This is a genomic window from Simplicispira suum (assembly GCF_003008595.1).
GTDB lineage: Bacteria > Pseudomonadota > Gammaproteobacteria > Burkholderiales > Burkholderiaceae_C > Simplicispira > Simplicispira suum.
The window spans coordinates 1,960,526-1,973,496 of the sequence record NZ_CP027669.1; the positions used below are offsets into that span (position 1 = coordinate 1,960,526).

The 12,971-nt window shown below is 63.8% G+C and carries 14 protein-coding genes; 7 read left to right on the top strand and 7 right to left on the bottom strand.

All coding sequences use genetic code 11. The annotated features are described in order from the left end of the window. Positions 1-70 precede the first annotated feature (70 nt). Positions 71-994, bottom strand: a complete 924-nt coding sequence (gene rsmI / locus C6571_RS09100; RefSeq protein ID WP_106446404.1) for a 16S rRNA (cytidine(1402)-2'-O)-methyltransferase — start codon at positions 992-994, stop codon at positions 71-73. Here rsmI and C6571_RS09105 point away from each other — a divergent pair. From C6571_RS09105 to C6571_RS09115, 3 genes are all read left to right on the top strand, one after another. Beyond that, positions 994-1,389, top strand: a complete 396-nt coding sequence (locus C6571_RS09105; protein ID WP_106446405.1) for a YraN family protein — start codon at positions 994-996, stop codon at positions 1,387-1,389. The two genes, rsmI and C6571_RS09105, sit on opposite strands and share 1 nt — an antisense overlap. Positions 1,390-1,475: 86 nt before the next feature. Next, entirely contained in the window at positions 1,476-2,069 is a 594-nt protein-coding gene (locus C6571_RS09110; RefSeq protein WP_106446406.1) for an SIS domain-containing protein, read from the top strand. After that, positions 2,066-2,722 carry a BON domain-containing protein gene (locus C6571_RS09115; RefSeq protein ID WP_106446407.1) on the top strand — a complete coding sequence of 219 codons (657 nt, stop codon included), beginning with the start codon at positions 2,066-2,068 and terminating at the stop codon, positions 2,720-2,722. The genes C6571_RS09110 and C6571_RS09115 overlap by 4 nt, the downstream gene beginning before the upstream one ends. Positions 2,723-2,775: 53 nt before the next feature. On the opposite strand, the gene C6571_RS09120 is transcribed toward C6571_RS09115, so the two are convergent. The 4 genes from C6571_RS09120 to C6571_RS09135 all read right to left on the bottom strand — a co-directional run bounded on the left by C6571_RS09120 (position 2,776) and on the right by C6571_RS09135 (position 6,706). Further along, positions 2,776-3,690 carry an NAD(P)-dependent oxidoreductase gene (locus C6571_RS09120; RefSeq protein WP_106446408.1) on the bottom strand — a complete coding sequence of 305 codons (915 nt, stop codon included), beginning with the start codon at positions 3,688-3,690 and terminating at the stop codon, positions 2,776-2,778. Between the two features lie 52 nt (positions 3,691-3,742). Next, on the bottom strand, positions 3,743-4,879 hold the full coding sequence (locus C6571_RS09125; protein WP_106446409.1) for a PilT/PilU family type 4a pilus ATPase: 1,137 nt from the start codon (positions 4,877-4,879) through the stop codon (positions 3,743-3,745). Positions 4,880-4,976: 97 nt separating this feature from the next. After that, positions 4,977-5,609 carry a cyclic nucleotide-binding domain-containing protein gene (locus C6571_RS09130; RefSeq protein ID WP_106446410.1) on the bottom strand — a complete coding sequence of 211 codons (633 nt, stop codon included), beginning with the start codon at positions 5,607-5,609 and terminating at the stop codon, positions 4,977-4,979. A gap of 53 nt (positions 5,610-5,662) precedes the next feature. Continuing rightward, entirely contained in the window at positions 5,663-6,706 is a 1,044-nt protein-coding gene (locus C6571_RS09135) for a type IV pilus twitching motility protein PilT (RefSeq protein ID WP_106446411.1), read from the bottom strand. A gap of 38 nt (positions 6,707-6,744) precedes the next feature. Between C6571_RS09135 and C6571_RS09140 the strand changes: the two genes are divergently transcribed. Next, positions 6,745-7,461, top strand: coding sequence for a YggS family pyridoxal phosphate-dependent enzyme (locus tag C6571_RS09140; RefSeq protein ID WP_106446412.1), 717 nt, complete (start codon positions 6,745-6,747; stop codon positions 7,459-7,461). A gap of 6 nt (positions 7,462-7,467) precedes the next feature. Here the strand turns inward: C6571_RS09140 and C6571_RS09145 are convergent, their stop codons facing one another. After that, complete coding sequence (locus C6571_RS09145) at positions 7,468-8,031, bottom strand: DUF3617 domain-containing protein (RefSeq protein ID WP_106446413.1); 564 nt, start codon at positions 8,029-8,031, stop codon at positions 7,468-7,470. A 244-nt stretch (positions 8,032-8,275) separates the two neighbouring features. Here C6571_RS09145 and C6571_RS09150 point away from each other — a divergent pair, with 244 nt between their 5' ends. From C6571_RS09150 to C6571_RS09160, 3 genes are read left to right on the top strand one after another with little or no spacing between them, the layout of a single operon-like run. Continuing rightward, complete coding sequence (locus tag C6571_RS09150; protein WP_106446414.1) at positions 8,276-9,415, top strand: aminotransferase class V-fold PLP-dependent enzyme; 1,140 nt, start codon at positions 8,276-8,278, stop codon at positions 9,413-9,415. A gap of 58 nt (positions 9,416-9,473) precedes the next feature. Continuing rightward, the gene (locus tag C6571_RS09155; protein WP_106446415.1) at positions 9,474-9,896 is read left to right on the top strand and encodes an FKBP-type peptidyl-prolyl cis-trans isomerase; all 423 of its coding nucleotides are present in this window, start codon (positions 9,474-9,476) and stop codon (positions 9,894-9,896) included. 9 nt (positions 9,897-9,905) lie between these two features. Then, positions 9,906-11,189 carry a DUF445 domain-containing protein gene (locus tag C6571_RS09160; RefSeq protein ID WP_106446416.1) on the top strand — a complete coding sequence of 428 codons (1,284 nt, stop codon included), beginning with the start codon at positions 9,906-9,908 and terminating at the stop codon, positions 11,187-11,189. A gap of 75 nt (positions 11,190-11,264) precedes the next feature. Here the strand turns inward: C6571_RS09160 and C6571_RS09165 are convergent, their stop codons facing one another. Further along, positions 11,265-12,956 carry a thiamine pyrophosphate-binding protein gene (locus tag C6571_RS09165; protein ID WP_106446417.1) on the bottom strand — a complete coding sequence of 564 codons (1,692 nt, stop codon included), beginning with the start codon at positions 12,954-12,956 and terminating at the stop codon, positions 11,265-11,267. Positions 12,957-12,971: the final 15 nt, after the last annotated feature.

Sequence of the window (12,971 nt, forward strand, 5' to 3'; positions counted from 1 at the left end):
GCCCGATAATCAAGCGGCTTTTCAGACGATAACAAGCGATCAACTGCCGCTTCCAGCGTCAACCCTCTGGCTAAATTTTGTCCGCATCCCGTCGGAGGGCAAGCGCCTGGTCATACAAAGCGTTGCGCGACGCGCCTGTAATGTCGGCCGTAATCCGTACAGCTGTTTTCAATGGGAGTACTGGCAGGAGTTTTTGCAGCAAGACAGCAGGTAAATCAACATCCTTTTCAACGCTAGCAGGATGCAGAATCACCACAAATTCACCGCGTGAGCGGTTGCTATCGGCGGCCAGCCAAGGAGGCAGTTGATCAGCGGGCTGACTCGTCACGCTTTCAAACTGTTTGGTCAACTCCCTGGCGAGAGTCACACGGCGCTGGCCCAGAACGGCCAGCGCCTGTGCCAGGTCCGCTATCCGATGGGGGGCTTCCAGTAGTACAACGCAGCGCGACTCGCGGCTAAGTTGTTCGACGGCCGCGCTACGTTCACCGGATTTGATCGGTAGAAAGCCCGCAAAGACGAATCCGGTCCCGGCGCCGTGCGCTTCAATCGCTCCGGCCACGCTGAGTGCCGCAGTCACGCTGCTCACTCCAGGAACAGCCACTACACGCATCGCAGCGGCATGTACTGCTGCGGCCAACCGCGTGCCAGGGTCGCTGATGCCGGGCGTTCCAGCGTCGCTTACGTAAGCAACCCGCCGGCCCTGCTGCAAGTGCGCGAGGACGGCTTGCGCGCCTTCATGCTCGTTATGTTGGTGCACCGCAAGCAGCTGCGAGCCGCCTTTTTCGATACCGTAGCTGCGCAGCAGGCCTTGCGTGTGGCGGGTGTCTTCGCAGGCAACGCAATCGACAAGTTGCAGCACATGCAATGCGCGCAAACTGATATCAGCCAAATTTCCGATGGGCGTGGCCACCACGTACAGAGCGCCATGCGGATAATGCTGCGTGGAGGCGACGTCGCTGGCGGCGCGCAAAGCAGAAGCGAAAGAGGCGTTCAATGGGGTTCCTTCGGAAAATGGCGCACGCTGCAACTGCAACGCAGACAACCCGGCAACAAGGCAATGAAGCCGAGGATTGGGCGCTTGCCCATCTGCAGGCAGCCGGTCTGCGATTGCTGGAGCGCAATTATCGAACGCCGGGGCGAGGCGGCGGCGAAATCGATCTGATCCTGCGCGACTGCGATGGAACCTTGGTGTTTGTCGAGGTCCGCCGCCGCGGGACCGCGGCGTTCGGCGGCGCCGGCGCGAGCATCCAGCCTGCCAAGCAGCGTCGCATCGTGTTTGCCGCACGCCACTATTTGCTGGCACTGCGGTCCCCGCCGCCTTGCCGCTTTGATGTTGTGCTGGTGCAAGACGGCATTGAATGGCTTCAAGGCGCCTTTGACGCGGGCTGACCTCGCAAGCACAAATGCGTACTTGTTGCTACAAAAGCTGTAACAACGCGGGGTTATCATTCGGGCTTTGGCGCCTTTTTGTCCTCATGTTAGAGCAACGAATTCAGCAGCATTTTATCGACAGCGCCGACCTCAAATATCAGGCGGCACCTTTGCTGGGCAAGCCGCTCGCCGACGCCGTGCATGCGCTGGTGGCTTGTGCCACGAGTGGCGGCAAGATGCTCGCGTGCGGGAACGGTCCGTCGGCGGCCAGTGCTCAGCAGTTCGCCGCTTTCTGCGTGGCGGGTTTCGAGCGTGAGCGACCTGAGCTGGCAGCTTTGGCTCTCAATGTGGATGGCGCACTGCTGACCAGCGGCGCCGGAGTGGACAGCACGCAGCAGTTTGCGCGCCAAGTGCGCGCACTGGGCCAGGCCGGCGACGTTTTGCTGCTGGTATGCGTCGCAGGCAACGACGCCAACCTGCTTAGCGCCGTAGAAGCCGCCCACGAGCGTGAAATGGTGGTGGTGGCTCTCACCGGGCGCGCTACGGGCGCGTTGGCTGGCGTGCTGCGCGAAACCGATATATTGATCAGCGTTCCGCATGAGCGCGCCGCGCGCGTGCGCGAAGTGCATGCTTTGGTGCTCAACTGCCTGTGTGACGGCATTGATTCGCAATTGTTTGGTGAACAGGAGAACCCATGAAACTGACTTTGTCTTGTCGTTTGCTCGCCAGCCTGCTGTTGGCTGCCAACTTGGCCGGCTGCGCCGCGCCGCTCGTGATCGGCGGTGCTGCCGTGGGCGGCATGATGGCAGTCGATCGCCGCACCACCGGTACGCAGGTAGAGGACGAAGGCATTGAGCTGCGCGCCACCAACCGCATTTTTGGTGATCATGGCGACAAGGTGCACATCAATGTCACCAGCTACAACCGCCAAGTGCTGCTTACGGGTGAAGTGCCCAACGAACAGGTTCGCGATGCCGTACAGAAAACCGTCTCGCAGGTGGCCAATGTGCGCTCCATAGTCAATGAACTGGCGGTGATGCCCAATACACCTATCACGCAGCGCTCCAACGACACCTTTATTACCGGAAAGATGCGCGCAAGCCTGCTCGATGCCAAAGACCTCACCGCCACCGCGTTCAAGGTGGTTACCGAGCGCGGCGTGATCTATTTGATGGGCATCGTGAGCCAGCGCGAGGCGGCGCGTGCCACGTCGATTGCGCGGGGCGTGACTGGCGTGCGAAAGGTAGTGCGGGTATTTGAATACGTGAGCGAAGATGACTTGGCCCGGATGAATACCGGATCGCGTGCGCCGGTCACCGACACCAACCCCGATTCCGCTCCCGCCAAATAGCTCTTGATGCAGCCCGTCAGCCGCGCCTGTCCGGAAAGCGCTGCGGCTTGGCGTCAACCAAGCCGTTTGATCAGGCTTGACGTGTCCCAGCGCTGGCCACCCATGGCCTGTACATCGGCGTAGAACTGGTCCACCAGCGCCGTGACGGGAATGCGCGCGCCGTTGCGTCGAGCTTCCTGCAGGACCAGGCCCAGGTCCTTGCGCATCCAGTCGACGGCAAAGCCGAAGTCGAATTTGCCCGAGACCATGGTTTGCCCCCGGTTGTCGAGCTGCCAGCTTTGCGCCGCGCCTTTGCCGATCACGTCCAGCACTTGCGGCATGTCCAAGCCCGCGCGCTGGCCGAAGGCAATGGCTTCGGCCAAGCCTTGCACCAGGCCTGCAATACAGATCTGGTTGACCATCTTCGTCAGTTGGCCGGCACCGGCCTCGCCCATGCGGGTGAAGGCGCGTGCAAAGGCCGTGGCGACGGGCTGCACCGCGTCGAACGCCGCCTGGTCGCCACCGCACATTACGGTGAGTTGGCCGTTTTGCGCGCCGGCCTCCCCGCCCGAGACGGGCGCATCGACAAACGACAAACCCAGCGTCCGCGCAGCACCGTGCAGTTCACGGGCGACTTCCGCTGATGCGGTGGTGTGGTCTATGAACACGGCGCCCGGCTCCATGCCGGCAAACGCACCATCGGCGCCCAGGGTGACTGCCCGTACGTCATCGTCGTTGCCAACACAGCAGAACACCAACGAGGCACCGCGTGCCGCCTCGCGCGGAGATTGAGCATGTTTTTGGCCTCCAGCACCTGCGTAGTCTGCGCACCAAGCTATCGCTTTGGAAGCAGTTCGGTTGTACACCGTGACCGTATGCCCGGCCTGGGCCAAGTGGCCCGCCATGGGATAGCCCATGACGCCCAGACCAAGAAAGGCGACGTTCTGTGGTGTGACAGGTTCGTAGGTGCGGGACGCTGGATGGGACATGGGCAAACAACCTGGGGAGCCGTGTGGTGCTAAGTCAAGAAAACGCGTGCGATCAAACGATAACGAAGTGCTCCGTGCCGGCAGCCAAGTCGGTTGTCTTGGCGCGCTGGCTGCTGAGCTTGATCTGCAGCCGCAGGTCGTTGAGGGAGTCGGCGTTGCGCAGCGCGTCTTCGTAAGTAATGACGTTGGCTTCGAACAGATCAAACAGCGCCTGGTCGAAGGTCTGCATGCCCAGGTTGCGGCTCTTTTTCATGATCTCTTTGATCTCAGCGACTTCGCCCTTGAAGATCAGATCGGAAATGAGCGGCGTGTTGAGCAAGATCTCGACGGCCGCAGCCCGGCCCTTGCCGTCCTGCTTGGGCAGAAGGCGCTGCGAAACCAGCGACCGAAGGTTGAGTGACAAATCCATCAGCAACTGCGCGCGCCGCTCTTCCGGGAAGAAGTTGATGATACGGTCCAGCGCCTGGTTGGCGCTGTTGGCGTGCAGCGTGGCCAGGCACAAGTGGCCGGTTTCCGAGAACGCAATGGCGTGCTCCATGGTCTCCCGATCGCGAATTTCACCCATCAGAATCACGTCGGGCGCCTGGCGCAGAGTGTTTTTCAGCGCTGCACCCCAGGTGTCGGTGTCGAGTCCCACTTCGCGCTGCGTCACCACGCAGTTTTTGTGGGGGTGCACGAATTCGATCGGGTCTTCCACCGTGATGATGTGCCCAAACGAGTGCTCATTGCGCCAATCCACCATGGCGGCCAGGGTGGTCGACTTGCCCGAGCCTGTGGCGCCCACCAGGATGCACAGGCCGCGTTTGGACATGGTCACTTCCTTGAGCACCTGCGGAACGCCCAGGCCATCGATGGTGGGCAGGGTGAGCGGAATCACCCGCAGCACCATGCCAACGCGCCCTTGCTGAATGAAAGCGTTAACGCGAAAGCGCCCGATTCCGGCAGGCGAAATGGCGAAGTTGCACTCTTTGGTGCGCTCGAAATCGGCTGCTTGCTTGTCGCTCATGATCGAACGCGCCAGCGTCAAGGTGTGGCTGGGAGTCAGGGCCTGCGGCGAGACCTTGCCAATCGAGCCGTCCACCTTGATGGCCGGAGGGAACTCCGCCGTGATGAACAGGTCACTGCCGCCACGGCTGACAAGCAGCTTCAGCAGGTCGTTGATGAATTTACTGGCCTGATCGCGTTCCATCGCATGTTCCTCTCAGCGTGGGCGCCTGGGGCACCCGGGGCTTTGCGCAACCTCTTTCACGTGCCGGCTTGGGCAAGTTTCGGAAAATTGCGGTAGCTTATTTCTGGTTTTCGCTCAGCCGCGCGCTGACGGCGCGCAGACGCAGCGAGAGTTTGCGCGCCAGCAGTGCCACCAGGCTGGCGGCAAGCTGGGGGTCTTTCATCATCATTTCGTCCATGCCGTCGGCGGAGAGCACCGCAATCTCGCAGTCGGTCAGCGTGGTGCAGGCCGAAAAACGAATCCCGCTGTCGAGCAACGACATTTCGCCCAAAATATCACCGGGCCGGGTTTCGGCCAAACGGAGCTGCTCGCCCCAAGGCTGCAGGCGGTCTACCGCAATGGTGCCGGTCAGCAGCACCACCATGAAGTTGCCGTATTCATCCTGGCGGATCACGTCGCGGTTGGGCGGGATGTGAGCGAACTCGAAAAACTGCTCCATGCGGTGCACGGCGTCGTTGTCCAGGTGCGCCATGTACTTGTCTTTGGCCCACAGCGCCTGCAAAAGCTTGCCGCCACGGCTGGTGGGCAGGCGCTTGGCGCCCACTTCCACAGCACGCGCTTCCCAAGGAACCAGCATGCTTGAATCCACGCCTTGGTTGGCAAAGGCGGTCGAGAAGAAAACGGAATCTCCGTGTTCCGGGTTGGGTTTGGCGGAGCGCGAACCGCGCAACAGGCCGAGAATGCCTTTCATGGGGAACTCCAATAGGCGAGCACTTCAGGCCGCCGATACAAAAATGTGTGCAATCAGCCGGGGAAGTTGTCTGGAATCTTGGCTTTGCTGCGTGCCTCGGCGGGGCTGATGATGTTGCGGCGTACCAAGTCGGTCAGATTCTGGTCCAGCGTCTGCATACCCACGCTATTGCTGGTCTGAATGGTGGAGTACATCTGCGCCACCTTGGCCTCGCGGATGAGGTTGCGGATGGCACTGGTGCCCAGCATGATCTCGTGCGCCGCAACTCGGCCCGATCCGTCCTTGAGCTTGCACAGCGTCTGCGAGATCACCGCCTGCAGCGACTCGGACAGCATGGCCCGGACCATTTCCTTTTCTTCGGCTGGGAACACGTCGATGATCCGGTCGATGGTCTTTGCAGCGCTCGAGGTGTGCAGCGTGCCGAACACCAGGTGCCCGGTTTCTGCCGCAGTCATCGCCAGCCGAATCGTTTCCAGATCGCGCATTTCGCCCACCAGGATGGCGTCCGGGTCTTCGCGCAGCGCTGAGCGCAGGGCGGCGGCGAACGACAGCGTCATGGGGCCGACTTCGCGCTGGTTGATCAGGCACTTCTTGGATTCGTGCACGAACTCGATCGGGTCCTCGATAGTGAGCACGTGGCCGTATTCGCTCTCGTTGAGGTGGTTGACCATGCCGGCCAGCGTGGTCGATTTGCCCGAGCCCGTGGGGCCCGTCACCAGTACCAGTCCGCGCGGTTTGAGCGAGAGGTCGGCAAAAATCTTGGGCGCGTTGAGCTGCTCCAGCGTGAGGATCTTGCTCGGAATCGTTCGGAACACGGCGGCGGCGCCGCGGTTCTGGTTGAAGGCGTTGACCCGAAAACGGGCCAGACCTTCGATCTCGAACGAGAAGTCGACTTCCAGGAATTCTTCGTAGGTCTTGCGCTGCGAGTCGCTCATGATGTCGTACACCATGGCGTGAACCGTTTTGTGGTCCAGCGCATCGACGTTGATGCGCCGCACGTCGCCGTGCACCCGGATCATCGGCGGAAGGCCCGCAGAGAGGTGCAGGTCGGACGCCTTGTTTTTGACGCTGAATGCGAGCAGCTGGGTGATGTCCACGGGGTTCCCTCGGTCGTTTGATACGCTCGGTAAACATTATGACCACGATTGCAGACAAGCTCCAAGAGGTGCGCACCCGTATTGACGCTGCGTGCAGCGCGGCTGGCCGAGCGCCAGACGCCGTGTCGCTGCTTGCCGTTTCCAAAACTTTCCCTGCCGAGATGGTGGCGCGCGCAGCGCTGGCGGGACAGCGGGCCTTTGGCGAGAACTACCTGCAGGAAGCTGTGGAAAAAATGTCACAGCTGGGCGAGGCTGGTCTGTCAAACCTCGAATGGCATTGCATTGGCCCGGTGCAGGCCAACAAGACGCGGCTGGTAGCGGAGCACTTTGACTGGCTGCACACGCTGGATCGCGAGAAGATCGCTCGCCGGCTGGCAGAGCAGCGGCCCGCCCAGCTGGCGCCGCTGCAGGTGTGCATTCAGGTCAATGTCGATGGCGGCGCCAACAAGGCGGGTGTGGCCCCGAGCGAGGCATTGGCGCTGGCGCGCGTGGTGGCGGCCTTGCCTGGCTTGCAGCTGCGCGGCGTAATGAGCATTCCCGAACCTGCGCCGGATTTTGAGAGTCAGCGTGCATTGCACCTGAAAGCGCGCGCAGTGTTTGACCAGCTTCGCGCAGCCGGCCTGCCGGGCGCTGAGCGCTTTGACACTTTGTCGATGGGTATGAGCAACGATCTGGAAGCTGCAGTGGCCGCTGGCAGCACCATGGTGCGCGTGGGCAGCGCGCTCTTTGGTCAGCGAGCGGCGCGCGCGGGCTAGGGCCGCTTATTTCTTGCGCGGCGCGTTGATGGCGCCCGTGCAATCTGACGAGAGCCATTGGCCCTCGACGTCCATGGTGATTTTTTCGCTCTTGCCCTTGACCGTCTGCACGCTCTCGCTGTGCATGCTGTATTGCTTCGGGCTGGTGAAGGTGACGGTGCCCTCGCCCCGGATGTCGGGATCCGTGCACTGGTAGCTGAACTTCATGGTGTTGCCAGAGCGCTTGGCGGGCGTGGTCTTGCAGTCGCCGTCCTGCACGGGCACCTCAGAGCGCTCGGCCATTTCTGGCGTCACGCAAGACTTCACGCGCATACCTCCCTTGCCATCGACTGCCATGCCCATGTTGGCCATCATGGCCTCCATCTGCTTGCGCTGGGCGGGCGGCATGCTGGCCATTTGCTGCTGCATTTGTGCCATGGCCTGCTGCGTTTCCTTGTCGGAATGCGTCATCTGCGTGCGCATCTCCCACAGGCCAGGTTGGATGGACTGCGCAGCAACGCCTCCACTGAATGCAAAACCCGCGCACAGCAGCGCGGCGGGCCAGAGGGCGGGTCGGAGTGTGGGCTTCATGGGTAGATCTCCAAGGGCTGGGGTGAATCGGAGGCATTGTGTCCTGCAGCGCCCGATCTGCCAAGTCGAGATGTGGTCAAAATGCTATCTGGCGCTTATCCAATAAGGGTAAATAGCTCACTTTTCAGGAGCAAAAGCGCTCGCTGGTGCCGGGCCGTCGGTGGCAACGCCGTGCTAAGCTGAAATGCTTCATCGGGGCCGCCGGTCTGTGTGGCGCGCTCCACCCCCTCTCGGAGAACACGCCATGCCAGGACTTTTGCCCGATATCGATCCCGACGGTCTGCTCGAATTTTCGGTGGTCTACACCGACCGCGCGCTCAACCACATGTCCCAGCGCTTTGCCGGCGTGATGAAAGACATCCTCGCCACGCTCAAAGAGGTCTACCACGCCCATACTGCGGTACTGGTGCCCGGCAGCGGCACCTTTGGCATGGAGGCCGTTGCGCGCCAGTTTGCCAACCAGGAAAAGGTTCTCATCGTGCGCAACGGATGGTTCAGCTACCGCTGGACGCAGATTTTCGACGCAGACAAAGGCCTGGGCGGCGGCTCGGTCGTGTGCAAGGCGCGCCGCCAGGGCGAGGGTCCGCAGGCGCCTTGGGCGCCCTGCTCAGCGCAGGAGGTCGCCGCAGCCATCCGCGCCGAGAAACCCAAGGTCGTGTTCGCGCCGCATGTGGAAACGGCCAGCGGCATTCTCCTTCCCGACGACTACATCCGCACCGTGAGCGCTGCGGCGCATGAGGTCGGCGCGCTCTTCGTGCTCGACTGCGTGGCTTCAGGCGCCATGTGGGTCGATATGCAGGCTACGGGCGTCGATGTGCTGATTTCGGCGCCGCAAAAAGGCTGGAGCGGCTCGCCCTGCTGCGCCATGGTGATGCTCTCCGGGCGTGCCCGCCAGGCCATTGAGGATACGCAGAGTTCAAGCTTTTCCTGCGATTTGAAAAAGTGGATGCAGATTGCCGAAGGCTACGAAAAAGGCGCGCACGCCTACCACACCACCATGCCGACCGACGCCTTGGTGCGCCTGCGCGATGTGATGCTGGAGACCCGCGAATACGGCTTCGAGAAGGTGCGCGCCGAGCAGATCGAGTTGGGCGAAAAGGTGCGCGCGCTGCTGGAATCGCGCGGTTTTCCCAGCGTGGCGGCCGACGGATTCAAGGCGCCGGGCGTGGTGGTGAGTTTCACCACCGACCCCGGCATCCAGAGCGGCAAGAAGTTTGCGGAGGTTGGTTTGCAGACCGCTGCGGGCGTGCCGCTGCAGTGCGACGAAGGACCGGATTTCAAAACCTTCCGCCTGGGGCTGTTCGGCCTGGAAAAATGGCACAACGTGGATCGCACCGTGGGACAGTTGGCCGCAGCGCTGGATGCCATTGCTGCCAAGGGCTAAGCGGAGCAACTTTTTTCAGTTTTCCCGGTCATTCCACTTTTTCTACCTCTCCTATTTCATGACACCCTTCATTCGACCCTGGAGCGCCCTGGGCGCATTGGCCGCTCTGGCCGTTGCTGCTGCCGCGCCCGCATTCGCTGCAGCACCTGTTACCACCGCCAGCGGGCTCATCTACGAGAGCCTCAAGGACGGCAGCGGCCCCAGCCCCAAGGCGAGCGACACGGTGCGCGTGCATTACCGGGGCACCTTTGCGGAATCGGGAAAGGAATTCGACAGCTCCATTGCGCGCGGCCAGCCGATTGAATTTCCCTTGACTGGCGTGATTCCCTGCTGGACCGAAGGCGTACAGAAAATGAAAGTCGGCGGCAAGGCCAAGCTCACCTGCCCGCCGGCCATTGCCTACGGCGCACGCGGTGCGGGCGGCGTGATTCCGCCCAATGCCACGCTCAACTTCGAAGTCGAGCTGCTCGGCATCAAGTAAGGGCAGGGCGTGCAGGACGCCGGCACCGAGCTTGCGCGCGCCAAGCGCCTGGCGCTCGCCTTGCTGGCGCTGGCGGCTGCCGTGTTTGCCGCCACCAGCTTCGCGCCACCGCATTTGGCGGTGTTGGCCCTCAAAGCCGTGGCCGAGGCCGCCATGGTGGGCGCGCTGGCCGACTGGTTTGCCGTGCGCGCGCTGTTTCACCGCGTGCCCTTGCCGTTCATCTCGCGGCACACCGCCATCATCCCGCGCAACAAAGACCGCATTGGGCGCAACCTGGCGCAGTTCGTGCGTGAGAAGTTTCTCGACGCCGACTCCCTGGTCGCGCTGATCCGCCGCCGCGACCCGGCCGCCCTGGTCGCCAACTGGCTCACCCGCCCGGCCAATGCCCGCCTGGTGGCGGCGCAGGTGGCGCGCATGCTGGCGGCTGCGCTCCAGGCGCTGGAAGACGCGCAGGTCGAGCGTTTTGTGCAGCGCGCGCTGCGCTCGGTGGTGGGGCAGATGGATTTGGCGCGGCTTGGCTCCGAACTGCTCGCCGCGCTCACCCAGGGCGGGCGCCACCAGCAGTTGCTCGACCAGGCGCTCGCGCGGCTCATCGCCGTGTTGCAAGAGGAAGAAACACGCCAACTCATTGCCAGCACGCTGGTCGGCTGGCTCAAACGCGAGCACCCGCGCAAGGAAAAGCTCCTGCCCACCGACTGGCTGGGCGACAAAGGTTCGGCCATGGTGGCCAATGCGCTGGAGAGCCTGCTGGCCGACATTGCCGCGCACCCCGAGCACCGGCTGCGCGCGCAGTTTGACGAAGCGGTGCACGAATGGATTGACCGCCTGCGCAGCGACCCGGCCTGGCTGCAGCGTGCCGAGGATTTTCGCCATTACCTCAGCCACGATGCGGCGCTGGCCGAGTACCTGCAATCGCTCTGGCGCAGCGCCCGCAGCGCGCTGCTGGCCGACCTGGAGCGCCAGGATTCCGGGACTGCGGCGCGCGTGCGCCGCATGGCGCTGTGGCTGGGCCATGCGCTGGCGGGCGACGCGGCCCTGCGCGCCTCGCTCAACCTTCGGCTGGAGCGCTGGGTGCAGGGCCTGGCGCCCGAGGCCTCGCGCTTCATTGCCCAGCACATCGAGCAGACCGTGAGTGCCTGGGATGCACGCGAGATGTCGGCGTTGATCGAGCTGCACATCGGGCGCGACCTGCAGTTCATTCGCGTCAACGGCACGCTGGTGGGCGGGCTGGTGGGGCTGGTGCTGTTTGTGCTGTCGCACGCGAGAGAGCTTGCGCGTGCCCTCGGCGCTTAAGGCGAAAGAGAACTCTCTTATTTATAGCTGCTAACGCCCGTGGAATAAGCGCTAGCGGCCTAAAACACTTGGATTTTACTTGCCCCGAATCTGGCTCAGCGACCGCCCCGGCGTGATCGCCTCCGGGTCGATCAGGCAGTGCACCAGGGCGGGCAGGCGCGTGGCCGCTGCGGCCTCGCGCAGGCGTGCAAAAGCCGGGGCGAACTCTTCGGTGTGTGCCACGCGCGCGCCGTGGCCGCCAAAGGCTTTGGCGTAGGCGGCGAAGTCGGGGTTCTGTAGCTGCGTGCCGCTCACGCGGTGCGGGTATTCGCGCTCCTGGTGCATGCGGATCGTGCCGTACATGCCGTTGTCCAGCAGCACCACGAGGAGGGGCAGCCGGTACTGCACGGCGGTGGCGAACTCCTGGCCGTGCATGAGGAAGTCGCCATCGCCTGCGAACACCACCACCGTGCGCTCGGGCCACAGGCGCAGTGCGCCTACCCCGGCCGGTAGCCCGTAGCCCATGCTGCCGCTGGTGGGTGCGAGCTGCGTGCCGAATTGGCGGAACGGCCAGAAGCGGTGCACCCAGGTGGCGAAGTTGCCCGCGCCGTTGCAAAAGACGGTATCGGGCGGCAGCACTTCGCGCAGGTGCTGCATCACTGCGCCCATCTGCAGATTGCCGGGAATGTGGATCGGCGCCGGGTCGCTCCAGGCCTGGTAGGCGGCGTGGGCCTCGTGCACGGCCTGCTGGCGCTGCGCGCTGGGCGCCTGCGCCGCCGTGGTCGGCAGGGCGGCGCAGAAGGCGGCGGGCGATGCGTTGATGGGCCACTGCGCCTGGTACACGCGGCCCAGCTCGTCCGGGTCGGGGTAGACATGCACCAGCGGGATCTGCGGCGTGGGAATGTCCAGCAGGGTGTAGCCCTGCGAGGGCACCTCTGAAAGCCGACCGCCCACAAGCAGCAGCAGGTCGGCCGCGCGGATGCGCGCCAGCAGCGCCGGGTTCACGCCCAGGCCCAGGTCGCCCGCATAGCAGGGGTGCTGGTGGTCGAACAGCATCTGGCGCCGGAACGAGCAGGCCACGGGCAGGGCGTGAGCGGCGGCGAAGTCCTGGAAGCGCGCCACGGCCTGGGCACTCCAGCGGCTGCCTCCGACGATGGCCATGGGCCTGCGGGCCTGGTCAAGCCGTTCGAGCAACTGCGCCATCTGCGCCGGGCCCGGTGCCGCTTCCATGGTTTGGTAGCTGCGCGCGGTGGGCGCGTCGACGCATTCGGCCAGCATGTCTTCTGGCAGCGCCACCACCACCGGGCCAGGGCGCCCGCTGCAGGCCAGGCTGAAGGCGCGCGCGACGATCTCGGGCAGGCGGCGCGCGTCGTCCACCTCGGTGGCCCACTTGGCCAGCGGGCCAAAGGCGGCGCGGTAGTCCACTTCCTGGAAGGCCTCGCGCCCGCGCGCGCCGCGCGCGATCTGGCCGACGAACAGCACCAGCGGTGTGGAGTCCTGCATGGCGATGTGCACGCCCGCCGCCGCGTTGGTGGCGCCGGGGCCGCGCGTGACGAAGCACACGCCGGGCCGTCCGGTGAGCTTGCCGTGTGCCTCGGCCATCATGGCCGCGCCACCTTCCTGGCGGCAGACGGTCAGGGCGATGGGGGCATCGTGCAGCGCATCCAGCACGGCCAGATAGCTCTCGCCAGGGACGCAGAAGATGTGCTGCACGCCGTGCAGCACGAGCTGGGCGACCAGGATCTGGCCGCCGGTGCGCAGCGGGGAGAGGGTGGTTTCAGATGACATTGCGTTCCATCAGAA